Source organism: Herbaspirillum chlorophenolicum (assembly GCF_001189955.1).
GTDB classification, from domain to species: domain Bacteria; phylum Pseudomonadota; class Gammaproteobacteria; order Burkholderiales; family Burkholderiaceae_D; genus Herbaspirillum; species Herbaspirillum chlorophenolicum.
On record NZ_LFLT01000029.1, the window covers coordinates 43,777 to 66,704 of the forward strand.

The 22,928-nt window shown below is 59.5% G+C and carries 24 protein-coding genes and 1 tRNA gene; 10 read left to right on the plus strand and 15 right to left on the minus strand.

The features are described from left to right. Positions 1–23 precede the first annotated feature (23 nt). Together AKL28_RS16845 and dhaL are read left to right on the plus strand one after the other, a co-directional pair. Positions 24–863: a helix-turn-helix domain-containing protein gene (locus tag AKL28_RS16845; RefSeq protein ID WP_174525386.1), complete on the plus strand. Its 840-nt coding sequence runs from the start codon at positions 24–26 to the stop codon at positions 861–863. 82 nt (positions 864–945) lie between these two features. After that, positions 946–2,658 carry a dihydroxyacetone kinase subunit DhaL gene (gene dhaL, locus AKL28_RS16850; RefSeq protein ID WP_050469312.1) on the plus strand — a complete coding sequence of 571 codons (1,713 nt, stop codon included), beginning with the start codon at positions 946–948 and terminating at the stop codon, positions 2,656–2,658. Between the two features lie 82 nt (positions 2,659–2,740). On the opposite strand, the gene AKL28_RS16855 is transcribed toward dhaL, so the two are convergent. Genes AKL28_RS16855 through AKL28_RS16885 form a run of 7 tightly spaced genes read right to left on the minus strand, consistent with a single transcriptional unit; the run spans position 2,741 to position 10,526 of the window. Further along, a complete protein-coding gene (locus AKL28_RS16855; RefSeq protein ID WP_082221549.1) occupies positions 2,741–3,802 on the minus strand; it encodes a TRAP transporter substrate-binding protein in 1,062 nt (353 codons plus the stop codon). A gap of 26 nt (positions 3,803–3,828) precedes the next feature. Then, positions 3,829–4,953: a zinc-dependent alcohol dehydrogenase family protein gene (locus tag AKL28_RS16860; RefSeq protein WP_050469313.1), complete on the minus strand. Its 1,125-nt coding sequence runs from the start codon at positions 4,951–4,953 to the stop codon at positions 3,829–3,831. A 36-nt stretch (positions 4,954–4,989) separates the two neighbouring features. Next, positions 4,990–5,829 (minus strand): HpcH/HpaI aldolase/citrate lyase family protein, encoded by an 840-nt coding sequence (locus AKL28_RS16865; RefSeq protein WP_050469314.1) that lies wholly within the window; start codon positions 5,827–5,829, stop codon positions 4,990–4,992. Continuing rightward, positions 5,829–7,019 carry a CaiB/BaiF CoA transferase family protein gene (locus AKL28_RS16870; protein WP_050469315.1) on the minus strand — a complete coding sequence of 397 codons (1,191 nt, stop codon included), beginning with the start codon at positions 7,017–7,019 and terminating at the stop codon, positions 5,829–5,831. Before AKL28_RS16870 ends, AKL28_RS16865 begins: the two co-directional genes overlap by 1 nt. Positions 7,020–7,064: 45 nt before the next feature. Further along, entirely contained in the window at positions 7,065–8,429 is a 1,365-nt protein-coding gene (locus tag AKL28_RS16875) for an MmgE/PrpD family protein (RefSeq protein ID WP_050469316.1), read from the minus strand. Positions 8,430–8,456: 27 nt separating this feature from the next. After that, entirely contained in the window at positions 8,457–9,623 is a 1,167-nt protein-coding gene (locus tag AKL28_RS16880) for an acyl-CoA dehydrogenase family protein (protein ID WP_050469317.1), read from the minus strand. 42 nt (positions 9,624–9,665) lie between these two features. Continuing rightward, on the minus strand, positions 9,666–10,526 hold the full coding sequence (locus AKL28_RS16885) for an HTD2 family dehydratase (RefSeq protein WP_050469331.1): 861 nt from the start codon (positions 10,524–10,526) through the stop codon (positions 9,666–9,668). A 293-nt stretch (positions 10,527–10,819) separates the two neighbouring features. On the opposite strand from AKL28_RS16885, the gene AKL28_RS16890 reads away from it, so the two are divergent. Then, the gene (locus tag AKL28_RS16890; RefSeq protein WP_050469332.1) at positions 10,820–11,794 is read left to right on the plus strand and encodes a LysR family transcriptional regulator; all 975 of its coding nucleotides are present in this window, start codon (positions 10,820–10,822) and stop codon (positions 11,792–11,794) included. 137 nt (positions 11,795–11,931) lie between these two features. On the opposite strand, the gene AKL28_RS16895 is transcribed toward AKL28_RS16890, so the two are convergent. Beyond that, positions 11,932–12,696: a sulfite exporter TauE/SafE family protein gene (locus AKL28_RS16895; RefSeq protein WP_050469318.1), complete on the minus strand. Its 765-nt coding sequence runs from the start codon at positions 12,694–12,696 to the stop codon at positions 11,932–11,934. Between AKL28_RS16895 and AKL28_RS24865 the strand changes: the two genes are divergently transcribed. The 7 genes from AKL28_RS24865 to AKL28_RS16925 all read left to right on the plus strand — a co-directional run bounded on the left by AKL28_RS24865 (position 12,662) and on the right by AKL28_RS16925 (position 17,100). After that, complete coding sequence (locus tag AKL28_RS24865; protein WP_169801806.1) at positions 12,662–12,871, plus strand: hypothetical protein; 210 nt, start codon at positions 12,662–12,664, stop codon at positions 12,869–12,871. The genes AKL28_RS16895 and AKL28_RS24865 overlap by 35 nt on opposite strands. A gap of 199 nt (positions 12,872–13,070) precedes the next feature. Further along, a complete protein-coding gene (locus AKL28_RS16900; RefSeq protein WP_050469319.1) occupies positions 13,071–13,850 on the plus strand; it encodes an SDR family oxidoreductase in 780 nt (259 codons plus the stop codon). An 84-nt stretch (positions 13,851–13,934) separates the two neighbouring features. Beyond that, a tRNA-Ser gene (locus AKL28_RS16905) sits at positions 13,935–14,024 on the plus strand. A 159-nt stretch (positions 14,025–14,183) separates the two neighbouring features. Then, positions 14,184–14,828, plus strand: a complete 645-nt coding sequence (locus AKL28_RS16910) for a hypothetical protein (protein ID WP_156226377.1) — start codon at positions 14,184–14,186, stop codon at positions 14,826–14,828. Positions 14,829–15,479: 651 nt separating this feature from the next. Further along, on the plus strand, positions 15,480–15,656 hold the full coding sequence (locus AKL28_RS16915; protein WP_050469333.1) for a type II toxin-antitoxin system HicA family toxin: 177 nt from the start codon (positions 15,480–15,482) through the stop codon (positions 15,654–15,656). An 89-nt stretch (positions 15,657–15,745) separates the two neighbouring features. Next, on the plus strand, positions 15,746–16,165 hold the full coding sequence (locus AKL28_RS16920; RefSeq protein WP_050469321.1) for a type II toxin-antitoxin system HicB family antitoxin: 420 nt from the start codon (positions 15,746–15,748) through the stop codon (positions 16,163–16,165). 14 nt (positions 16,166–16,179) lie between these two features. Then, on the plus strand, positions 16,180–17,100 hold the full coding sequence (locus AKL28_RS16925; protein ID WP_156226378.1) for a hypothetical protein: 921 nt from the start codon (positions 16,180–16,182) through the stop codon (positions 17,098–17,100). Positions 17,101–17,322: 222 nt separating this feature from the next. On the opposite strand, the gene AKL28_RS16930 is transcribed toward AKL28_RS16925, so the two are convergent. The 7 genes from AKL28_RS16930 to AKL28_RS25100 form a co-directional block, all read right to left on the minus strand. Next, a complete protein-coding gene (locus AKL28_RS16930; protein ID WP_156226379.1) occupies positions 17,323–17,625 on the minus strand; it encodes a hypothetical protein in 303 nt (100 codons plus the stop codon). 242 nt (positions 17,626–17,867) lie between these two features. Beyond that, the gene (locus tag AKL28_RS24530) at positions 17,868–18,146 is read right to left on the minus strand and encodes a hypothetical protein (RefSeq protein ID WP_156226380.1); all 279 of its coding nucleotides are present in this window, start codon (positions 18,144–18,146) and stop codon (positions 17,868–17,870) included. A 21-nt stretch (positions 18,147–18,167) separates the two neighbouring features. Next, positions 18,168–18,788 (minus strand): phage baseplate assembly protein V, encoded by a 621-nt coding sequence (locus AKL28_RS16935; protein ID WP_050469324.1) that lies wholly within the window; start codon positions 18,786–18,788, stop codon positions 18,168–18,170. Then, complete coding sequence (locus AKL28_RS16940) at positions 18,788–19,936, minus strand: phage baseplate assembly protein (protein WP_050469325.1); 1,149 nt, start codon at positions 19,934–19,936, stop codon at positions 18,788–18,790. The genes AKL28_RS16935 and AKL28_RS16940 overlap by 1 nt, the downstream gene beginning before the upstream one ends. Positions 19,937–20,016: 80 nt before the next feature. Further along, a complete protein-coding gene (locus AKL28_RS16945; RefSeq protein ID WP_050469326.1) occupies positions 20,017–20,805 on the minus strand; it encodes a hypothetical protein in 789 nt (262 codons plus the stop codon). 277 nt (positions 20,806–21,082) lie between these two features. Beyond that, complete coding sequence (dnaB, locus tag AKL28_RS16950; protein ID WP_169801807.1) at positions 21,083–22,435, minus strand: replicative DNA helicase; 1,353 nt, start codon at positions 22,433–22,435, stop codon at positions 21,083–21,085. A 14-nt stretch (positions 22,436–22,449) separates the two neighbouring features. Then, positions 22,450–22,928, minus strand: a 479-nt coding sequence (locus AKL28_RS25100; RefSeq protein ID WP_231602469.1) for a hypothetical protein, incomplete at its 5' end; no start/stop codon positions are given.

The following is a 22,928-nucleotide window of genomic DNA, read 5'->3' on the forward strand; positions in this document are numbered from 1 at the left end:
GTTGCGCTATCCTGCGCAGCATCATGAGCGCCCCCTCCTCTCCCTCTTCCCTTGGCGACCACCTGCGGCACTGGCGCCAGCAACGGCGGCTAAGCCAGCTTGATCTGGCTTGCGATGCCGGCATCTCGGCCCGCCACCTGAGCTTCATCGAAACGGGGCGCTCGCAACCCAGCGCGGAACTGCTGCTGCGCCTGGCCCAACAACTCGACATTCCGCTGCGCAACCGCAACAGCATGCTGCTGGCGGCCGGCTATGCGCCGCGTTACCGGGAGCGTCCCCTGGACGATCAAGCCATGCAGCAGACGCGCACCGCCATCGAAGCCATCCTGCATGCGCATGAACCCTATCCGGCACTGGCAGTGGACGGCCACTGGCACATGCTGATGGTCAACCGCGCGCTAGCGCCGCTGCTGCAAGGGGTAGACGGCGAGCTGCTGCAGGGGCAAGTCAACGTGCTGCGCCTGTCCCTGCATCCACGCGGCGTCGCGCCTGCCATCATCAACCTCAAGCAATGGCGCGCGCACCTGCTGCATCGGCTCTCGCACCAGGCTGCGCAGACTGCGGATCCCTTCCTTTCGGCGTTACTGGAAGAACTGAGCGCCTATCCCGATGAAAACAGTTTCAGCGCCACGCAACCCACTTCGGCACACGACGGCAGCGATGCCATCGCCGTGCCGCTGCGCCTGCATGCGCCCGGCGCGCCGGGAAACCAGCTCTCCCTCATCAGCACCACCATGGTCTTCGGCACGCCGCAAGACATCACGCTCTCGGAACTCGCCGTGGAAACCTTCCTGCCGGCCGATGGCGGCACAGCCCAGGCGCTGCGCGACATGCTGGCCGGCAGCGCCGGGCTGTCGTCCTGACGATCGGCCGTATCGGCTAGAATTCCTGCATCCACCGCACGTGATTTCCATCCGATCGACAAAGAACAAGGACAAGCGAGACATGAAGAAACTGATCAACGATGTCGCCCATATCGTCCCCGACATGCTGGCCGGCCTGGCCGCACTGCACCCTCACCTGTCGCTCTTGCAGGGCAAGAACATCGTACTGCGCGCCGATGCCCGCGAGGCTGCCGCACGCGGCGAAGTCGCGCTGATCTCGGGCGGCGGCGCAGGCCATGAGCCGGCGCACGGCGGTTACGTTGGAGCCGGCATGCTCAGCGCGGCCGTGGCCGGCGAAGTATTCACATCTCCTTCCACCGACGCCGTGCTGGACGCTATCCGTGCCGTCGCCGGCCCGGCAGGCGTACTGTTGATCGTGAAAAATTACACCGGCGACCGCCTCAACTTCGGCCTCGCGGCCGAGATCGCGCGCGCCCAGGGGATTGCCGTCGAGATGGTGGTGGTCGCCGACGATGTCGCCCTGTCCGCCCATGGCGACCATGCCGGACGGCGCGGCTTGGCCGGTACCGTACTGGTGCATAAAATCGCGGGTGCCGCTGCCGCCAGGGGCGCATCCCTGGCCGACGTAGCGCAGGCCGCGCGCGAAGCTGCCGCCGCGATGGGAACCATGGGCGTAGCGCTCACGCCCTGCACCGTTCCTGCAGCGGGAAAACCCGGCTTCACGCTGGGCGAAAGCGAGATCGAATGGGGCCTGGGCATCCACGGCGAAGCCGGCATCGAGCGCGGCGTACTGGTATCGGCAACCGAGGCCGTGGCGCGCCTGCTGCTGCAGATCGCCGGCGATCTCAGACTGGAGAGCGGCGATCGCGTCGCCCTGCTGGTCAACAACCTGGGCGGCACACCGGCCAGCGAACTGGACATTGTCGCCGGCGCGGCACTGAAGCTGCTGGCGCAGCGTGGCATCCGGGTCGAACGCGCCTGGGCCGGCACGTTCCTGTCGGCACTGGAGATGTCGGGTATTTCACTGACCCTGCTGCGCATAGACGACCAACGCCTGGCGCTGCTGGATGCGGCGACGCAGGCGCCAGCCTGGCCGTCCACCGGTGGACGCATCGCAGCCACGGCCGGTGCTGCGGTACAAGCGGCGCCGGTTCCCCCGCCGTCCACCCACGCCGAACGCCTGTCGCGCGACGCCCAACTGCGCCGTGTCATCGATGCCGTATGCGCCTGCCTGGAACAAGCCGAACCCGTGCTGACCGACATGGACCAGCAGGTCGGCGATGGCGACCTCGGCATCAGCATGGCGCGCGCCGCGCAAGGCATACGCGAAGAGATCGGCAACTGGCCGTCGGAAAAAGACCCGGCAGCGGTGCTGCGCGCCATGTCATCCACCGTGCGCCGCGTGGTCGGCGGCACCTCGGGGCCGCTGTACGCGATCATGCTGATGCGCGCCGCCGCCAGCCTGGAACAGCAGGGCCGCGCCGATGCCGCGGGCTGGGCCGCCGCTTTCAGTGAAGCGGTCGCGGGCGTGATGGAACTGGGCGGCGCCAAGGCGGGAGACCGCACCATGGTCGACGCACTGCTGCCGGCCGCCGCAGCGATGCAGGCTTCGCTGTCATCCTCGGCCGATGCCAATGCCGCGGTTGCAGCCGCGGCAACAGCAGCGGCCGAAGGAGCAAGCGCCACCGCTGCAATGGTGCCGCGCCGCGGCCGCTCCAGCTATATCGGCCAGCGCGCCCTGGGACATCCGGACCCGGGGGCGCATGCCGCCGCATTGTGGCTCGCCTCGGTGCGGGATACCCTGAAGGCCTGAGAACCGCAACCGGCCCTGAGCACGCCGCAAAAAAATCGGCCCGCATCGCTGCGGGCCGTGGCTTGAACCGATACGGCAGGCGTCAGTTCATCTTCACGCCGGCCGCTTCGCTTTCCTTGTAGATCGCATCGATCAGGTCCTTGCCGACGCGCGGCGCCATGCTCTTGTGCACGGTCATCAACGCCTTGCGCCATTCAGCCTTTTCTTCGTCGGTCAGGTAATAGACCTTGGTCTTGCCGGTCGCCTTGATGGCGGCAAGCGCATCGTCATTTTCCTTCTGCGCAATGGTGTTGGCATAGGTAGTGGCTTCCTTCATCGCCCCTTCCAGCTCCGTGCGGACATCCGCCGGCAGCGAATCCCAGAACTTCTTGTTCACGATCACGGCATAACCGATGTAACCGTGGTCGGACACCGTCAGGTTGGTCTGCACCTCATGCATCTTTTGCGTGAAGACGTTGGAAGGCGTGTTCTCGCTGCCGTCCACCACGCCGGTCTGCATGGCCTGGTATACCTCGGAGAAAGCCAGCACCTGCGGGTTGGCCTTCAGGGCGCGGAACTGTTCGTCCAGCACCTTGGAGGACTGGATGCGCATCTTCAGTCCACGGAAGTCCGACACCTTGTGCAAGGGCCTGTTGGCCGTCATCACCTTCATGCCGTTGTCCCAGTAGGCCAGCCCCTTGAGGCCCTTGCTTTCCAGTTTCTGGAACAGCCCCTGGCCGATCGGCCCTTCGGTCACGCGCTGCAGCACCGTACGGTTGGGGAAGATGTAAGGCAAATCGAAGACCTCGAACTCCTTCACGCCCAGCGGGCCGAACTTGGCCAGCGACGGCGCCAGCATCTGCACCGCGCCCAGTTGCAGCGCTTCCAGCTCTTCCTTGTCCTTGTACAGCGTGCTGTTCGGATAAATCTCCACCTTCACGCGGCCCTTGGTGGCCTTCTCGGCCAATTCCTTGAAACGCTCGGCGCCCTTGCCCTTGGGCGTGTCGTTGGCGACCACGTGGCTGAACTTGATGACGATCTGCTGCTGGGCGAATGCCAGCGGCGAATGCAAGGCCAGCGCAGCCAGTCCTGAAATGGCAATGGCCGCCTGGATGGCTCTTCGGGTACGGCCGAATCTTGTTTGGCTGAATCTTGTTGTATTCATGGTATGTGTCTCCTCCTGGTAAAACGTTAAAAGACAATCAGGTCCCGCAGTCCCTCCCCTGACGCCAAACGGTCGAAACCGCGATTGATATCCGACAGCGCCATGCGCTGCCCCATCAACTTGTCCACCGGCAGCTTGCCGGCCTGGTACAGGCCGATGTAGCGCGGAATATCGCGCACCGGCACGCAGGACCCGATATAGCTGCCCTTGACCGTGCGTTCTTCGGCCACCAGGCTGACCTGCTGCAGATTCCATTTCTGGTCCGGCGCCGGCAAGCCGGCGGTGATGGTCATGCCGCCGCGCCGCGTCATGCGGTACGCCGCATCCATCGCCTGCACCGACCCCGCCATCTCAAAGGCATAGTCGACACCGCCACGGGTCAGCGCCTTGACCTTCTCGATCGCATCCGGGTCGCGCGCATTCACCGTCGCGGTCGCACCCAGGGCCTTGGCAAGCTCCAGCTTGCTGTCATGCAGGTCAACCGCGATGACTTCGCGCGCGCCGGAGGCCAGCGCCCCCAGCATCGCGCACAGGCCGACGCCGCCCAATCCCAGCACCGCAGCAGTGGTGCCGGCTTTGACCTCGGCCGTATTGACCGCGGCGCCGACACCGGTCAGCACGGCGCAGCCGAACAGCGCCGCTTCAACCGGATCGATATCGGCCTCGACCTTGACGCAGGAACGGCGCGACACCACCGCATGGTCGGCAAAGGCCGAGACGCCCAGATGATGATGAACCGTGCCGCCCAGCGTATGCAGGCGGCGCCCGCCTGCCAGCAGCTCGCCCACGGTATTGGCCTGCGCGCCGGGCTCGCACAAAGCCGGGCGGCCTTCCATGCAAGGCATGCAATGGCCGCAGCTGGGCACGAACACCAGTACCACCAAATCGCCGGGACGCAAATCGGCAACGCCGCTGCCCACCTGCACCACTTCGGCCGATGCCTCATGCCCCAGCGCCATCGGCACCGGACGCGGGCGTACACCGGTGATGACCGACAAGTCGGAGTGGCACAAACCTGCCGCATGCATCTTCACCAGCACCTCGCCCGGACCGGGCGCATCCAGCTCAAGCTCCTCCACCTGCAGCGGCCGGCTGTCGGCGAAGGGTTGCACGTCGGTCATTTCACGCAGTACGGCGGCCTTGATTTTCATGTCTCGCTCCTCAGGTCTTGGAAAGAAACATTCAGGTTACACGACGCCGCCGCGCTGCAGGAAACGCTGCGCCTGCAGGATCACCGGCTTGTCGATCATCTTGCCGTCCAGCGAAATGGCGCCGCCGTCGCTCTTGTCCACGGCCGCCATCACTGCACGGGCCCAGGCCAGTTCTTCTGTCGTCGGACGAAAGCCTTCGTTGACCGCCGCGACTTGCCTGGGATGGATGCACAGCTTGGCGCCGAAACCCAGACGCAGCGATCGCTGCACGGCTGCAGCCAGGAACGGCACGTCGTCGAACGTGGTTGTCACACCATCGATCGGCGGCGCGATCCCGGCCAGGCGCGAGGCCAGCACCATCTCCACCCGCAAGTGCGACAGTTCGCTCTCGATGGCATCGCATTGCATGCCCAGGTCCACCTGCAAATCGATGGAGCCGAAGGCCAGCCGCGCCACACAGGGAGTGCGCGCGATATCGCGCATGGCCGCGATACCGGCAGCAGTTTCGATCAGGGCGATCACGCCCTGCGTGCTTCCGTTCAAGCGTCCGGCGATGGCGGCAACGGCCGCCGGATCTTCTGCCTTGGGCAGCACGATGCCGGCGATTTCCATGCCGGCGAAAGCGGCCATATCCGCTTCATGCCAGGATGTGTCCGCAGCATTGACGCGCACCCACAACCTGGGTTGCGCTCCGTTCTGCCGCAGCCACCCGGCCAGCGCGGCGCGCGCCTCATCCTTCAATTGCGGGCCGACTGCATCTTCCAGGTCGACGATCACCGCATCGGCGCCACTGTCCAGCGCCTTGGCATAACGATCGGTACGGTTGGCCGGCACGAACAAATAACTGGCGGCGGGGATCGCCCGCAGCGCTGCCATCAGACCGCTCCGCGCTCGCGCATGGCGGCGATCTGCGCTGCGTCGTAACCCAGCCCGGCGAGAATCTTCCCGGTATGCTGGCCCAGGCCCGGCACCGCATCCATGCGGTAGTCGTAGCTGTCGTTGGCCCCCGGCGGCAGCAGCGCGGGCAGCATGCCGGCCGGCGAGCCGACCTCGGTCCAGCGCTGACGCGCCGCCAGTTGCGGGTGCTGCCACAGGTCTTGCATGGTGCTCACGCCGGCGTTGGCGATCTGCGCCTCGTCCAGGCGCGCCACGACCTGCTCTGCGGTCATGTCGGCGAACATCTTGAGGATCAGTGCGCGCAATGCATCGCGGTGCTCATGGCGGCGCGAGTTGTTGGAAAAACGCTCGTCGGACGCCAGCGCCGGATCCCTCAACACCACCTCGCAAAACACCTTCCACTCGCGCTCGTTCTGCAGGCCCAGCATCACGGTCTTGCCGTCGCCGGCGGCAAAGGGACCGTAGGGATAAATGGTCGCGTGCTCGGCGCCCGAGCGCACCGGCGCCGATGCGCCCTGGTAGGCGTAGTACATGGGAAAGCTCATCCATTCGGTCAGCGCTTCCAGCATGGAGAGGTCGATATGGCTGCCTTTGCCGTCGCGCCCGCGCTTGATCAGCGCGGCCAGGATATTGGAATAGGCATACATGCCGGCGGCAATGTCGGCGATCGAGCAGCCAGCCTTGGCCATGTCGTCGCGCGTGCCGGTCACGGACAGGAAACCGGCCTCGCTCTGGATCAGCAGGTCATAGGCTTTCTTGTCGCGGTAAGGGCCATCCTCGCCATAGCCGGAAATGTCGCACACGATCAGGCGCGGATGCTTCTGGTGCAGCACGTCGGCCGACAGGCCCAGGCCGGCGGCCGCACCGGGCGCCAGGTTTTGCACCAGCACATCGGCCTCTTCCAGCAGCTTGCCGATGATCTTCTTGCCCTCTTCATCCTTCAGGTTCAGCGTCAGGCTTTCCTTGGAACGGTTGGTCCAGACGAAGTGCGACGACAGGCCATTGACGCGGGTATCGTAGCCGCGCGCGAAATCGCCCACTCCGGGGCGTTCGATCTTGATCACGCGGGCGCCGAGATCGGCCAGCTGGCGCGTGCAGAACGGCGCCGCGATCGCGTGTTCGAGGCTGATGACAGTGATGCCCTCAAGGGGTCGATTGGACTGCAGCATGATGTTTCCTTTTTCCTTCACCTGAGACGGTCGGGCCGGCCCCGCTCAGAACAGTTCGGAGAGTTGTTTTTCTTCGTGCAAGCGCCAGGCGCGTGCGATGATGTTGCCGATCTCGGCGTCGCTGGCGGCCTTGGAGAAAGCGATCAGCTTGGCAGCCTTGTGCTCCAGCTCAGGGCGCGACAGCGTATTGTCCGGATCGCCCTTGGGGACATCGACCGCCGCCGAGAAGCTGCGGCCGTCGGTGGTTTCCACCTCCACCCGGCCCAGCCAGCGCGCGGGATAGGCGCTGTCCACTTCCCGGTCCAGCGTCATCTTCACCTTGCCGCGGAAGTCGGCCACGCGGGGATCTTGCAGCGCCTGCTGCTCGAACTCGGTCAGGCCCGCCTGCTGGTGCACGGCGATCAGCCCCAGTACGGTGCCCATCGAGAACTTGGCCTGGTGCACCGTCTGCGGGTTGACCACCGGCCCCAACACGTCGATGGCGCCCTGGTGCACGCGCGTATTGACGGCGGCAATCTGGTCATGACGCAAGCCTTCGCGCTGCATCAGCACTTGCAGTGCATCGGCCGCCGGATGCGTATGGCGGCAGGAAGCATGGAACTTGAACGATGTTTCGGCCGTGGCCCAGCGCGTGCCCAGGCCATCGGTCAGCCTGGCCGGATCGGCATCCGACGACATGCCGGCGGCCATGCCCTGCGCACCTTCCAGGATGCGCTGCGCGCCGGTGAAGCCGTCGCGCGTGAGGTAGGCGGCCAGCAGGCCATCGGCGGCGGCCTTGCCGGTATGCAGTTGCTTGGAATCGGCGGCGTCGCGCAAGAATTCCCACAGGCCGGCGGCCTGGGTACCGGCCGAGCCCATCGCATGCAGGAACTGGTTCGTATCGAAGCCCATCAGTTTGCCCACCGCAATCGCGGCGGCCAGCGTGCCGACGGTGCCGGTCGTGTGGAACACGCGGTAGTGCGAACGGCCGAGGAATTCACCGATGCGGATACCCGCTTCATAGCCGGCCACCGCCGCCACCAGCAGGTCGGCGCCCGACTTGCCGAGGTCCTGCGCCGCCGCCAGCGCGGCCGGGAACACCACGGCCGCGGGGTGGAACACCGAACCGTTATGCACGTCGTCCTGCTCGACCAGGTGCGAAGAAGCGCCGTTGACCAGCGCCGCGAAGTAAGGCGAGCTGGACTTGCGGCTGGTGAGGATGGTGCTCGGGCCATCCTTGGGGCCCATCGTGGCGGCATAGCGCTCGATGATCTCGATCTGGCGCGCGCCCTTGCCGGCCAGCGCGGAAGCAAACCAGTCGAGGAACAGGTCTTCGGTGCGGGCGATCACTGCCGGCGGGATGTCCTGGTAGCGCAGGCCGGCCAGGAAGGCGGCCAAGGTACGGGATGGGCTGTCGGTGGTCTGGCTCATGGACGTCTCCTTTTTTTCATGCACGCGTCAGAACGAGCGCGGCAGGCCGAGGATGTGTTCGGCGACATAGGAATAGATCAGGTTGGTCGAGATCGGCGCCACCTGGTACAGGCGGGTCTCGCGGAACTTGCGCTCGACGTCGTATTCGCAGGCGAAGCCGAAGCCGCCGTGCGTCTGCAGGCAGACGTTGGCCGCTTCCCACGAGGCCTTGGCCGCCAGGAACTTGGCCATGTTGGCCTGGGCGCCGCAGGGCTGGTGCGCGTCGAACAGCTCGCAGGCCTTGTAGCGCATCAGGTTGGCCGCTTCCAGTTCGATGAAACTGTCGGCGATGGGGAACTGCACGCCCTGGTTCATGCCGATCGGACGGTCGAATACCACGCGCTCCTTGGCGTACTGCGCGGCCTTGTCGATGAACCAGTAGCCGTCACCGATGCACTCGGCGGCGATCAGCGTGCGTTCGGCGTTGAGCCCGTCGAGGATGTATTTGAAACCCTTGCCCTCTTCACCGATCAGGTTCTCGGCGGGGATTTCAAGGTTATCGAAGAACAGTTCATTAGTTTCATGGTTGACCATGTTGAGAATGGGGCGTACTTCCATTCCTTTGCCGATGGCGTCCTTGAGGTCGACGATAAAGATCGACATGCCTTCCGACTTCTTCTTCACCTGGTCCAGCGGCGTAGTGCGTGCCAGCAGGATCATCAGGTCGGAATGCTGGATGCGCGAGATCCACACCTTCTGGCCGTTGACCACGTAACGGTCGCCCTTCTTGACCGCCACGGTCTTGATCTTGGTGGTGTCGGTGCCGGTGGTGGGTTCGGTCACGCCCATCGACTGCAGGCGCAACTCGCCGCTGGCGATCTTGGGCAGGTACAACTGCTTCTGCTGTTCCGAACCGTGGCGCAGCAGCGTACCCATGTTGTACATCTGGCCGTGGCAGGCGCCGGAGTTGCCGCCGGTGCGGTTGATCTCTTCCATGATCACCGACGCCTCGGTCAGGCCCAGGCCGGAACCGCCGTAGTCTTGCGGAATCAATGCGGCCAGCCAGCCGGCCTTGGTCAGCGCGTCGACGAACTCCTCGGGATAGCCGCGCGCTTCGTCCACCTTGCGCCAATATTCAGGGGGGAAGGTATTGCACAGATCGCGCACTGCATCGCGCAAATCGCCATAAGCGTCGTTGGGCGCCTGATACGACATGGTAAGTCTCCAGAAATAAGTTTGATGATGCTGAGAACAGGATCAACCGAAGATGGCCTCGGCTTGCATGGCCAGCTCGCCGCGCAGGTTCTGCGCCCACAGCTCGGCCGACTTGCCGTCGGCAGTCAGCTTGCCGCACAGATCGAAGCCCTCGATGTCGAACAGGCTGCCCACCGCGCGGAAATTGAATTCGCGCAGCACCGCCCCCGGCATCTCGCGCGCCAGCAGGTCGGCCAGCAAGGTGGCGATCAGCGGGCCGTGCACGATCAGGCCGGGATAGCCTTCGACGCCGGTGACGTAACTGCGGTCGTAGTGGATGCGATGACCGTTGAAGGTCAGCGCCGAATAGCGGAACAGCAGCACCGGATCAGGATCGACGCGGCGCTTCCACTGCGCGTCCGCCGGCGCGGCCTTGGGCGTTACCGGTGCCGCGCCGGGCTGCGGCATGTCGCGGTAGACGATGTCGTGCTCTTCATGGATGCAAACCTGGCCGCCGTGGCCGATCTCGTGTTTCACGGTGACGAAGGCCAGTGCGCCGCTGCGGCCCTGCTTGACATCGACGCTGGCGATGCGCGATGTCTTTTGTGCAGCCGCGCCGATCGGCAGCGGCGCGTCGAAGCGCAGGCGGCCGCCGGCCCACATGCGGCGCGGCAAGGGAATCGGCGGCAGGAAACCGCCGCGCTGGGGATGACCGTCGGCGCCGACCTCGGATTGCTTGCATACGGTCCAGAAATAGATCCAGTGCCATAGCGGCGGCAAGGCATCGCCCGCCTGCGGCTGGCGCGGACCGTCGATGGTGGCTGCCAGCGCCGAAGCGAAAGCCGGGTTGATGTGGTCTTCGCGGCTTTCGGTCTTGCCTATCCATTGCCGCAGCATCGTCAGATCTAGATCCGGATTCGACATGTGCTCCTCTGCATTCTTGTTGATTCGTTCGAATGCGGGCAAGTCTGTTCCGGCGTTGGCGTCAGGACAATCTGTATTTTTGGAAGGGGGGCTTTGGCAAGAGTGAAGCCATGCACATTCGTTCCGCGCCTCGGAACAACATGTGCGTGCGGCGACGCAACAAGAAGAGCGGACATGCACATCGGCAAATCGGCGTAACATGGCAAACCATCAAGGCGACGCCCAACCGCAAGATTTCTGTGCAGTGCGAACGTGCCCTTTGCATCCTTAGTGACCATCAGCCGGATAACATCATGCTCTTCGACCTGACCGACCTGCGCCTTTTCATCCTGATCGCCGAACTCAATAGCTTGACGCGCAGCGCCGAGCGCATGAACCTTTCGCTGGCGGCCACCAGCAACCGCATCAAGGAACTGGAGACGCGCTTCGGCACCCGCCTGCTCTACCGCGAAAGCAAGGGCGTGCAACTGACCCCGGCCGGACAGACGCTGCTGCACCATGCGCAGCTCTTCATGCAGCAAGTCGAGCACCTCAAGAGCGACATGCAGCAGTACAACAACGGCATCAAGGGGTATATCCGCATCTTCGCCAACACCACGGCGGTGACCGAGTTCATGCCGGAAATCCTGGGCAAGTTCCTGGCGCTGTATCCGCAGGTCAACGTGGCGCTGGAAGAGCGGCTGAACCACGACATCATGCGCGGCATCCAGGAAGGCACGGCAGACATCGGCATCGTGGCCGGCCCGGTACAGGGCGATGGCCTGGAGATCCTCAATTTTTCGACCGACCGCCTGGTGCTCGCCACCGCTCTGGAACATCCGCTGGCGGGCGCCGGCGCCATCCCGTTCGTGGAAACGCTGGAGTACGAGCACGTAGGTTTGCATGAAGGCAGCACACTGCACCACTTCCTCAACAAGATCGTCTCGGAGAACGGCCAGCGGCTGAAACTGCGCATCCAGGTCCGCAGCTTCGAAGCCATGTGCCGCATGATCGAGACCAACGTCGGTATCGGCATCGTGCCGCTGTCGGCTGCGCAACGCCACCAGCAGACCATGCAGCTGGCCATTGTCGAACTCTCCGACCCGTGGAGCGTGCGCGAGCGCAGCATGGTGTTCCAGGATATCGATACGTTGTCGCCGCACGCGCGCAACTTGGTCGATTTCATTAGCGAACAGATGGCGCAACCGCTGGTCGCCGACGACGGCAAGGTCAGCACCATCGCCGAGGCGGTGAAGAAGAAAAACACGCGGGAAAAGAAAAGCGCGTGAACCACGCGCGAAAACGCAAGAAAGTACGAAAAGACTCGCCTGCACAAACTCCGCCAAATATGCTGTCGTCCCAGCGAAAACTGTGAACCAGTGTCGTTCAGCACATCACGGCAATCGCCAAGGCGACAAGATACCGATCATCCTTCCAGCATCATCCAGACCGACAGCAACAGCAACGCGCCGCAGAACAGGATACGCAAGCGGCGCTCCGGCAGATGGTGCGCCAATGCCACGCCCCATGAAATGCTGAGCACGCCGCCCAATGCCATCGGGATCCCCACCGCCCAATCGACATGCCCGGCATGGGCATAAGTCCATAACGCCACCAGCGTACCCGGCGTGACCATCGCCAGTCCCAGCCCCTGCGCCGCCGTCTGCGTAGCGCCGAAGAAAGCGGTCAGCATGGGCACGGCGACGATCGCGCCGCCCACACTGAAAAAGCCTGCCGATGCCCCGGCCGACATGCCCACCGCGAAGATGTACTTGCGCGGCAGAACGATGGGCGACTGCACGGTGCGCTGCCTGCGCAGCAGCGTCCACAGGTAATACAGCGCCAGCAACCCCATGAAGGCGGCAAAGCAAAAATGCAGGCTGCGCGCATCGATACTGGTGGCCACGCGCGCCGAGAAATAGGTCGTCACCACCGCCGGCACGCACATCATCAGCGCCGAACTCCATTCGATCTTGTTGCGCTGCTTGTAGCGCCAGAACGCGATCACCACGTTGGGCACGATCATCACCAGCGAGGTACCCTGCGCCAGTTGCTGGTCCATGCCGTACAAATAACCCAGCACCGGAATGGCGATCAGCCCGCCGCCGATCCCGAACAGCCCGCCCATCGCCCCCAGAACGCCCCCCAACAGAAAATTGAGTACGCTCGACAAAAACAAAGAATCCATCATCGGTGTAAAGTTACGAGTCTGCCGCGCATGCCTGGATTGGCATCACTGCCTGCCATGCCGTGCGGCGTTCAAATCAAACAAGGAGACTGTCATGAGCGGCGCCATCGTATTCGCGTTGGAAATGGGCGTAGTCGCCATCATCGCGCTGGCCGTCTACATGGTGGTCAAGAAGTAGGCCCTGCAGCGCCCCGCTGCATCCGCCTGCAAAGCCCGCCAGTGTAGCGCAGCACGCCCCGGCTGTCATAAGCCGGGACAATGCCTGCGCGCCGCCCGACAAGATCTCCTGGAATGCAATGGCATGCATGATGTACAACAATCGGCACAACCAACGGCATCACTAGCCGTCCCCCACCTCATGCAAAGGAAGCAAACAAATGGATTTAGGACTTAAAGGTAAAACCGCGCTGGTATGTGCGTCGAGCAAGGGCCTGGGCCGCGCCTGCGCGCTCTCGCTGGCGCGCGAAGGCGTGGCCGTCACCATGCTGGCACGCGGCAAGGAGGCGCTGGAAGCGGCAGCCGCCGAGATCCGCGCCGAGACTGGCGCCACCATCACCACGGTCGCCTGCGACATCACTACGCCCGAAGGCCGCGCCCTGGCACTGGCCGCCTGCCCCAGCCCGGACATCCTCGTGACCAATGCCGGCGGCCCAAAGCCGGGCGACTTCCGCGACTGGTCGCGCGACGACTGGATCGCTGCAGTCGACGCCAACATGCTGACCCCGATCGAACTCATCAAGGCCACCGTTGACGGCATGATCGCGCGCGGCTTCGGGCGCATCGTCAACATCACCTCCAGCGCAGTGCGTGCACCGATCGACATCCTGGGCCTGTCCAACGGCGCCCGCTCGGGCCTGACCGGCTTCGTCGCCGGCCTGTCGCGCAAGACCGTGGCGCACAACGTCACCATCAACAACCTGCTGCCGGGCCCGTTCGAAACCGACCGCCTGCGCGCCACCGCGCAAGGCGCCGCCAAGGACAGCGGCAAGAGCGTGGACGACGTGCTGGCCGAACGCCGCAAGCAAAACCCGTCCGGCCGCTTCGGCGACCCGGCCGAGTTCGGCGATGCTTGCGCCTACCTGTGCAGCGCCCAGGCCGGCTTCATTACCGGCCAGAACCTGCTGCTGGACGGCGGCGCCTATCCGGGTACGTTCTGACGCCCTGAAAGGTGTTGGCGCAGCGCAAGTGATGTATAATGCGCCCCTCGCGATGCCTGCCTCATAGCAGGCATCGCCAGCCAAGGAGGTTTGGGTGAGTGGTTTAAACCAGCAGTCTTGAAAACTGCCGACGGGGTGACCCGTCCGTGAGTTCGAATCTCACAGCCTCCGCCAGAACATCATATAGAACGGGCCTTTCAGGCCCGTTATTCATTTCTACCCACAAATTCACCCACAAAAGCGATTGCAATGAAGCCTTAACATCAGGCAGGTATTCTTGCGCCCAAGCAAATATCAGTTGAGGGGCCGATGTACCGGCAATTTAAGAAATTCTTGCAGGACAAAATCGCTGACTTTCGCAGAATAGTGCGCCAGGCAAAGGGTGAAGTTGAGCTGGAAGATCTGCAAAATAGCGCATGGATCATTGCCGCAGAAATTAGTGAGAAACAGCAAAAGCAGATCAATTTCGAAGATGCGGATGATCAAGATCGACTACTGACCACACTATACGGACGATCCGTTAAAGGCAGGGATAGAGCTACTCGCTATGCTGTTCGCCTGGATCAAACAAAGGAAGGAGCGGACGAAGATCTTCCTCCGCTCATTGAGATGCTCCCTGGTCCAGCGAATGCCGACCCTTTTCAAAGCCTTCTTGAGCAAGAGGAATTGAAAATGGACCTAATCGCGTTAGACGAAGCCTTGGCTGCAACCTTTTCACAAGCGGTTGCTTACGCAATCAGTTTAGAGAAATTTCAAGACATCGAATCGCTTGGATCATTTTTAGCGCTAACCAAAGCCACACTCACCCAACGCATATCTCGCGCGACATACAGCGTTCGCATACAGAGCTCTCTATTTGACGGCATTGAGCGCATCTCAAGGTCTTTCATGCCTAAAGCCGGCCGTCCGATGATAATCATCGTATTTACGGAAACAGTGTCTGGCCAGCTTTTGCTACCCCTGCCAGATCCGCCATGAAGATCAAACCCGTGAAAATCTGTTACCTCGAACGAGCGGGTAACAAGCAAGGTAACAAACAGGGTAACAGCGTTAGCTTCTAAATTTCAGGCAAAAAAGCACCTCACCATTCCACTCAAAGCCTTTACTGAAAAGGGTTACAGGAATTTTCATAGTGTTATGAAAAAGCATTTGAGCCGCTACCGATTTATTACCTTGTTACCCAAATTTCAAAATTTCATAGCTACGGTAACAACGCGGTGCGCAATGCCCGCTCTGCAACGAGGTCCGGGAAGGACCCGCTGCAGAGCGGGAATATTTCCAATGATTAACGCGCCGTAGCGACGGCTCGCGCCATCGCCTCGGCGAAGGCTGGGCTGGGCTCAGCCTGGCGTCGACGATGCGCTTCGCTGTAGCGCCGAAGCGGAGTTGCTTACGCACCGGCAGCGCGTCGCCGAAGCGGATAAGCAGCTTCAGCCGACCAGTCTTGTTCGCACCTCTCAGCACCCTACCGCCTGGCCCCTTGACCTTGGCGCTGGGCGCAACTGAGCGCTGCCAGACGACCGAGGCCGATGGAGATTCAATTTGTATGCAAATTTGATTACAAATGCCTTGCACAAGTAATCAATTTTGATTACATTTCATTTGCTGAATCAAACGAAAGGAGGTGCGGTGAAGCAGAGCGAGTTCGTCAGGTGGCTCAAGCAGCAAGGCGCGACATTCGAGGATGGCACCAACCACACGAAAGTCAAACTGAACGGCAAGACGAGCTTCCTGCCGAGGCACCCAAGCAAGGAACTGAAGACGGGCCTTGTCGAGGGTGTGAAGCAGCAACTTAACCTGAAATGAGGATGGCTCCGAAAGGGGCTATCCGCACACACTCGCAGCTTCGCCGCACTTTTTTCAATGTAGTTTGTATCGTTGTAAGGACACAGAACATGAAATTTCCTGCCCACTTTGAGGCGGACACCGAGGCCGGCGGCTTCGTTGTCACCTTCCGCGATATCCCCGAGGCAATCACCCAAGGCGATACCGAAGCCGAAGCACTGGCCATGGCCGCAGATGTCCTACTGGGTGCAATCGAGGTCTATTTCGACGAGAAGCGTACAGTCCCGGCACCGTCAAGCGCTAAGCGCGGCGAGCACTTGGTAGCCCTTCCTGCCAGCGTGGCCAGCAAGGTCTTGCTGCTGAATGAGATGCTGGCGCAGCAGATCGCACCAAGTGAACTTGCCCGGCGCATGGATACCACCCGTCAGGAGGTTAACCGTCTGGTCAACCTGAAGCACGCGACCAAGATCGACCGTATCGAAGAAGCGCTGGCAGCGCTCGGTAAGAGCCTGGAACTGGCAGCAGCTTAAATTCAAGGAATTTGATGCAAATAGCAAACACTTGTTATGCCTGTGATGAGCCGGCTGTAGCACCCGAACATTTCCCGCCACAGTCATTTTTCCCTAAAGGGGGGCGCTCGTCGCTCATCGAAGTGCCATCTTGCATTAAACACAATCAAGCAAAGTCAATCGATGACGAATATGTCCGCATGGTGCTCTTGAACGACATTCGTGCGCACGAAGCCGAACATCTGGCCCCACTAAAAGACGTAGCTAATAGGGCAGTGGCACGAGCAGCCGCCCGCTCAATCGAGCGAATACAGCCCAATGATCAAAACATTAACCTGTTTCGAGAAATACTTGATCGATTTAAAGACGTTCCTAACCCAGCGTCATTTGCCGATGAATTTGCCGCTACGCAAATGCTGGATAAACTTGTCAAAATTGGAGCTGTCCCGTCGTCCTTACACGCATTATCAATTCAAACCCCGTTGAAAGTAGAAGGTACACTTCCATCTGGCCAAAAAGTGGAAACAATCTCAACCGAAGTCGACATTGACCGAATATCCAAATACTTGGGAATGGGTGCCCGCGCGATCTACTACGAATTCTTCAAAAAACGAAGCAAAGGGCGGTTGGTTTTAATGCCGCACTTTTTAATGCCGAAATATCATCCAGACGAAGCAGAGCAATTGACCTATTTCGAGTCACTGATTGATCCGGAATATTCTATAGGTGCTCACAAGAAGTATTTTTACTACCGGGTGATAGACGAAACCTTTACAGTGAAGGAAAAATTCTTTAAGTCAACGGTAGTAAATTTCTGCCTGTTCAATATATTCAAGACTACGGCAATATTCATCTCCGAAGAACTTGATTACTCGATTCAATCTTCTGAATGGTTAAAACTGAGCAATCGCAACATTATGTATTTCACCAAGCCAAAAACAAAAAACCCCGCGTAAGCGGGGTTTCAACAACTGATACCTGAGAAGATTCGCGGCATCCAAACCCATCTGGAGAGTGAAGCCGCCGCGAGTGAATCTACTCAAATATCGGAAATTTTAGGGCGAGCGCTTCCATCAACTTCTCGGCTTTCCGTAAGCCGCTGCCGTGCTCTCGCCCAAATTATGCATGCTGGATCCCTCGTAGGATCACTCACATACTGCACCCACTCACAGTGCAACTTAAACTCTTCGGAAAACTGGTGCGCCGCCGTGGTTCGAGCAAAAGATTTCCATTTGAAATTTCATTCGTTCAATCTGTTGGACAAGAAACTCCGCAAATACCGCATTACCAGTCTTCCCCTCTGGATAGGTCGGGAATTGAGTTTTTTCCCCGTCAGCTTGTCGCGCATTCATCGCATCTTCAAGCTCGTAGTACAGCCGCACTAACTCTTCTCGCTCTTCTTGCCCTCGTTGTTTGTTGTGAATCTGAAAATACTTCGACTGAATCGACTCGAAAAGCAAACTAAACTGCTCGTAATTCACTTGAAGCTCCCGCATCAAAAATTAATGTAAGCCCCCCTTGGCGGCCCCCTCTCCCCGACTGAATCGCCGTTTCCTCAAGTGACACTACCCTATCGTCCAAGCTCTCTTGGAGAGCTCTCGATGTCAAAGAACTCGGCCAAGATTCATGATTAATACACCCATCTAGGGAAAACGCCCGGGAGTTCCTGCGCTTTTGATTTGCTCTCACTCCCGCCACTGACGGGAGTGAAATTGCTTTTGGCTCAGTCCAATGCCCCTAGCCGAACTAGCTTCGACCAAGAGTCAGGGTGACTAACCCGAAGTTCAACACTGACTTTTGATAAACGATGGTCAGATCCTCGGATCGCAACCTTCACTCCTTGCTCGGTCATACCACCAAAAGCATGATGAACTCTTGCTTGCAAGGTGGAACCGAGGGCGCTAGCTTTTATCTGTTTGCAATCTCCTGCCGCAGTCCCCGTCTTGGCAGACTCTATTTCTCTACGCGGCTCGATGATCACGGTTTGAATTTTCTCAATCATAGTTCCTCTAGATATTTAACATTAGGCTTGCTGACCCGGGTGATCAGAGACTACATTCGCGGCGCCAGACTGAACACCGCTTACCTGGTGATTATGTCCGTTGTAGAGTTGTCTCATACTTGCCATCGATTTCCCATTCGCTCCTATCTGATCGGTGATATTCCCATTTGCCTGGATATCGCCACTCACTGTTAACGTGGGGGTATTCATTTGAATGTGATCGCTAGCGTTCACGATCAAATTCGGAGTACCAGTTATTGTTACAGGCAAACCGGCTCCATCAATTATCAAACCCTCTTTACCCAGCAAAATTCGGATCCCGACCTGGTTGAAGATTGCGGTCTCCCCCTCATTCAGATTCTTCGGCCTAGATGCGCTGTGGTGACTCGCAATCACAGCGGCATTGCTTCGATCTCCTGCTACGAATACCGCAAGGACCTCACTATCTAGTGGGGCAACAGAAGTGAAACCAAACTCAGAAAAGCGTGGCAGCTTGTCTATGAGTTCGTCTCCACCAAAGCGGGCCTGAAGCATCTGGGCATCTCCAGAGTCATTTGAGTACGTCAAGCGTCCCTTTCCAAACACATTGATGAGGCGACGATATAAGCGATTCAAAGTGCTATCTTCCTTGTACAAGCTCATCATCGCTCCCAAGATGGTGAATAATCCGGACTAAACATTGTGCTGGTGTCGACCAAATTGGATATCTCCAAACCCATCGGTTCAGGCTTAAAGGTGTCTGGGTGCACAATCTGCAAGTCAGCCGTTGTACCTTGATCGTCTTTCTTGAAATGCACCTCCCTGATAAGCCAATTTACCGGTTCCTTCATCCGTAGCGACGGAAGCCAAACGGAAACGCGCATGTTCGGCTCCCACAAACGACCGGTACTATCCCGCCAATTGTCGGTAGTCAGGTGAATGACTTCAGATTCACCGTTCCGAGCATTCCGCTCCCAGACTGCTCTCTGTATGCAAAGCTCAGCGAAACCAGCCGTGGCCTCAGCTACAAGAAACTTCTTGCGATTTCTCTTAACTCCAAAGTCGAAGCTCCCTCCCAAGACATTGCCCGCATCACTCCCGTCGAGGCCATTCATGATGGACGAGATATGACATCGATACTCGCTGTATCGCTCTCGTGCTCTATAGGAAATATGAGCTGATACGACATTGACGCCTTCCACAAACCCACTCGACATCGAAGATGTTCCTGCTCGCGACAAGACCAAGTTACCGTCCGAGTTCTCGTAGAAGCGCAACGCACTATAGCGACAGACGCGTGACAAGATGTCAAAAGGCGTCTCGCCAATCAACACATTCAATTGCTGGATGATTCGCAGTTCGTCCGGATCAACAGCGCAAATAACTTGTATCGGATGAAGCTTTCGTCCTTTCCCGGTTCGACTGGCCACACGCCCATACGGATCGACCAACTTCTGGGCAATTTCATACGCGTTGACATAGGAAAGTTGACCATTAACCCATTCAGCGCTGCAATCCACAATATCCTGACATTTCCCGCGAATCGCCACTGCTGCCGAATGATTCCCTGGATCCATCGATACGCGGTATTCATCAACATATCCCTTGATCAACGAATCCCCACCTGAATGGATTTCGACGTAGTCTCCGGGAGCAACCGACATCAACTCCATTTCAACCTCGTACAACTCAGCGAGATTGAGAACTGCCCCGTTCGGCAGATTTTCCATTCCCTGAAATATCTCGACACTCGTCCAGGCGGATATTTCACGTCCGCCCACTACAAGCCTGACTTCATCTTTATCTTGCATTGAAACTCCTATCTTCAACGCCTAGAACCTCCTCTATCAAGGAGGTTCGGCCAACACATTTAGCCCTAAGTGCCGCTAGATCACTTATCAATGCCAGTCATCGAATACCCCCGAATGACGTACGGCTGTGGACGCTGGATCGGGTGGACAAAGTTGCTGTGAGCATCCCCCTTGGCCCGAGCCTGGTTGAGCGGCGCAAATGCGTCGGCAACAGCATTGGACGCAGCATCATTACGCCATTCACTAGCAAGAGAAACGTAACCGTTCCCAACCTTCAGCCGGTCTCCGTCCAGCAAGTTGTACTGTCCGGTCGGATCCATCGGATTTGGGATCTTGATATTGCTCAGCAAACCTCCGAGCGATCGGCTATGGAGAACGGACTGTGCGGCGTAGGCCTGCTTGAAGATGCCGGTGATGTCATCAACGATACCGGCCAGACGATCCGCCAACTGGCTGCGGATATCTTCAGCAAGAATGCCGGCCACTGCGGTGAGCTCGTCCCGCGCCACCTGGATATCTGCGTCGGCCAGTTTGGCCTTGGTGTAAAGCGCTTCGACCAACCGCTTTTCACGATCCAAGAGCTGTTGTTTCTTCTCGACCTTCTTCGTAGCAGCAACGGCAATCTTCTCTGCCTCGGCCGCCTCTTCACGAGTGTCTGCCAGCACCAAAGCAGCCTCTGCCTCCGCCTGGTCCTGCATTGCCTGGTCACATTCAGCTTGAGCGCAAGTTACTTGCGTCTCCGAAATGGCCTGATCGATACGCTGGCGCATCGACAGCGCCTGCAACACCTTGTCGATCGCCGCCAAAACATTGTTATTCAGTGAAAACAGCGGCTTAGCGTCTTTCAGTTCTACGTTCTTTTCCATCATGGTTCCTTTCATTTACGAAATCGTGGGATAACGATTCGTTATCCCACCAAACAATGCCGCCGAGCCATTTCGCGCACTGGCTCGAATCAGCGGTTGCAACCGTTCTCTGTTACGCGCATACAAGACTGATTCCGTCGAAACCCATTCCGGACCACAAACCCGGATGATTTCCAGCGCTATCGCCGTACATGCGTGGCAGACTCCTTTCGTTGCCTGCCCTCCGGGCTTAAAACGCTCACTGCAGCATTCGCAATAGCGAGCCTTACCTACCCTTTTCTTACTCATAGCCACCTCTCCAACTGCCTTTCTGCGGTGCAGTGCTAGGAATAGGCCCGTCCCATTCCTCAAACTGCGAAGTCGCCCCCATGAACCGCAACGGGATATCTCCCAAACATCCGTTACGTTGTTTGCGAACCAGCACCTCGGCAAACCCTCGCAACGTCTCATTTGACGGCTCATACATTTCTGAACGGTGGACCAACGCCACCACGTCGGCGTCCTGCTCAATCTCGCCGGAGTCCCTTAAGTCCGAAAGTTGCGGGCGACGGTCAGCGCGTTCTTCAGACTTGCGATTGAGTTGGGCCAGAGCCAGAACAGTCACATCCAATTCTTTTGCCAACGCTTTCAAGCCTCGCGAATAGGATCCGATCTGCTCATGCCGCTTCTCGCCGTCCCCACCTGTCATCAGCCCGAGGTAGTCCACGATGATCAAATCCAGTCCATGCCGGCGCTTCCACGTGTTGGCACGCATGCGCAACTCGCGCAAGGTACTTGCGGCGGTGTCGTCTACTGCAAAACGGAGCTCATTGAGGCGGCTGCATCCGTGAGTAATCGCGCCCCAGGATTGGCTATCGGTATCGCCGATGCGCCCCAAGAGACGCGACAATGGTAGGCTGCCGCGGCTGGAAAGAGCCCTCGCCGTAATTTCCTGCGCGGTCATTTCCATACTGAAAAGCAGCACGCTGTGCTTTTCAGCGATACTCAGACCGACATCCACCGCGAGTGCCGTCTTCCCCATAGACGGTCGACCAGCAAAGATCACCAGCTGGCCGCGCCTGAAGCCGCCATTCAGCATCTCGTCCAAAGAACTGATGCCAGTTGCCATAGCGTTGTCGCCGCTTTCTGCTCGCCGCGAAACTGCCTCCACCAAGTCGACCAACAGCTCGTTGATCGACTTCGGCTCCTGGCGAGCACGACGCTCGGCCAGCGTGGACACCATGCTCAAGACCTCGTCCAAGACTTGGTCTGCGCTCTGCCCCTTCGGATTACGAGCCAGATCTTCGGCCTTACCCGTCACATGCAACAGCCCGCGCAGCAGGGCCTTGTCGAGAACAATGCCGGCGTAGTGCTCGACATTTGCAGCGCTAGGCGTGTTTTGAGCGAGCTGGTTGAGGTACGGCAGCAACTCGCCTCCGGAGACGGTGCCACGGGCCTGCAATCGATCCCAAACCGAAATTACGTCGGCGGGCACTCCCTTCGAGATGAGCGCCAACGTTTCAACAAAGATCGAACGATGCTCCTCGCGATAGAAATGGCGCGCTTTCAGCTCCCCCAAGCGATCTGCCGCGGCGTTGTCCAGCAACAGCGCCCCGAGGACGGATTGCTCAGCTTGATGCGCATACGGAGTCATGGCAGGCACCTGGCTCATGCATCCCCCCGCTTCGCCGCTTCCATCTCCCTTGACGCCTGCAGACCCACCGTCGTCAGGCCCGCATTGCCGTCAAACCCGATGTACCAGACCTTGAACCAGTTTTGCTTCACTGCATTGCGGAAGTGCGCCCTCCAATCCTTCTGCTGCTTTCCGCTGTGCAGGAAGCGCTGTTTGAAGCAGAACCAGGCAATAGCCATCATCTGGTCCGTCAGCCCTACCATGTCGGCATATTTGAAGATCGAATCATCTTCGGGGATGGCCTTCACTCCGTCGATCTTGCAGCGCGCCAAGAACGTTTCGAGTTGGTCCGAAGTGCGCTCTTTCTGTTTTTCGATTTTCTGTTTTTGGATAGGAAGAACCTTCTCTGGCGGATTAATGACGGTTAATGACGTATTGGGTGTCATGGGTGCTACCCCTAACGCGCATGGGTGACACCCGTCTTGCGCATCCATGCTAGGGGTTGCATCCATGC

What these genes read in the sequence shown, in the direction of transcription:
- AKL28_RS16845 (WP_174525386.1), top strand. Translation starts at nt 24, where the DNA reads ATGAGCGCCCCCTCCTCTCCCTCTTCCCTTGGCGACCACCTGCGGCAC.
- AKL28_RS16860 (WP_050469313.1), bottom strand. Translation starts at nt 4,953, where the DNA reads ATGAAAATCAAGGCCGCCGTACTGCGTGAAATGACCGACGTGCAACCC.
- AKL28_RS16940 (WP_050469325.1), bottom strand. Translation starts at nt 19,936, where the DNA reads ATGCAAGATAAAGATGAAGTCAGGCTTGTAGTGGGCGGACGTGAAATA.
- AKL28_RS16895 (WP_050469318.1), bottom strand. Translation starts at nt 12,696, where the DNA reads ATGATGGATTCTTTGTTTTTGTCGAGCGTACTCAATTTTCTGTTGGGG.
- AKL28_RS16925 (WP_156226378.1), top strand. Translation starts at nt 16,180, where the DNA reads ATGCAAATAGCAAACACTTGTTATGCCTGTGATGAGCCGGCTGTAGCA.
- AKL28_RS16945 (WP_050469326.1), bottom strand. Translation starts at nt 20,805, where the DNA reads ATGATGGAAAAGAACGTAGAACTGAAAGACGCTAAGCCGCTGTTTTCA.
- AKL28_RS16875 (WP_050469316.1), bottom strand. Translation starts at nt 8,429, where the DNA reads ATGAGCCAGACCACCGACAGCCCATCCCGTACCTTGGCCGCCTTCCTG.
- AKL28_RS16920 (WP_050469321.1), top strand. Translation starts at nt 15,746, where the DNA reads ATGAAATTTCCTGCCCACTTTGAGGCGGACACCGAGGCCGGCGGCTTC.
- AKL28_RS24530 (WP_156226380.1), bottom strand. Translation starts at nt 18,146, where the DNA reads ATGATTGAGAAAATTCAAACCGTGATCATCGAGCCGCGTAGAGAAATA.
- AKL28_RS16855 (WP_082221549.1), bottom strand. Translation starts at nt 3,802, where the DNA reads ATGAATACAACAAGATTCAGCCAAACAAGATTCGGCCGTACCCGAAGA.
- AKL28_RS16865 (WP_050469314.1), bottom strand. Translation starts at nt 5,829, where the DNA reads ATGGCAGCGCTGCGGGCGATCCCCGCCGCCAGTTATTTGTTCGTGCCG.
- dhaL (WP_050469312.1), top strand. Translation starts at nt 946, where the DNA reads ATGAAGAAACTGATCAACGATGTCGCCCATATCGTCCCCGACATGCTG.
- AKL28_RS16935 (WP_050469324.1), bottom strand. Translation starts at nt 18,788, where the DNA reads ATGAGCTTGTACAAGGAAGATAGCACTTTGAATCGCTTATATCGTCGC.
- AKL28_RS16870 (WP_050469315.1), bottom strand. Translation starts at nt 7,019, where the DNA reads ATGCTGCAGTCCAATCGACCCCTTGAGGGCATCACTGTCATCAGCCTC.
- dnaB (WP_169801807.1), bottom strand. Translation starts at nt 22,435, where the DNA reads ATGACTCCGTATGCGCATCAAGCTGAGCAATCCGTCCTCGGGGCGCTG.
- AKL28_RS16880 (WP_050469317.1), bottom strand. Translation starts at nt 9,623, where the DNA reads ATGTCGTATCAGGCGCCCAACGACGCTTATGGCGATTTGCGCGATGCA.
- AKL28_RS16890 (WP_050469332.1), top strand. Translation starts at nt 10,820, where the DNA reads ATGCTCTTCGACCTGACCGACCTGCGCCTTTTCATCCTGATCGCCGAA.
- AKL28_RS16885 (WP_050469331.1), bottom strand. Translation starts at nt 10,526, where the DNA reads ATGTCGAATCCGGATCTAGATCTGACGATGCTGCGGCAATGGATAGGC.
- AKL28_RS16900 (WP_050469319.1), top strand. Translation starts at nt 13,071, where the DNA reads ATGGATTTAGGACTTAAAGGTAAAACCGCGCTGGTATGTGCGTCGAGC.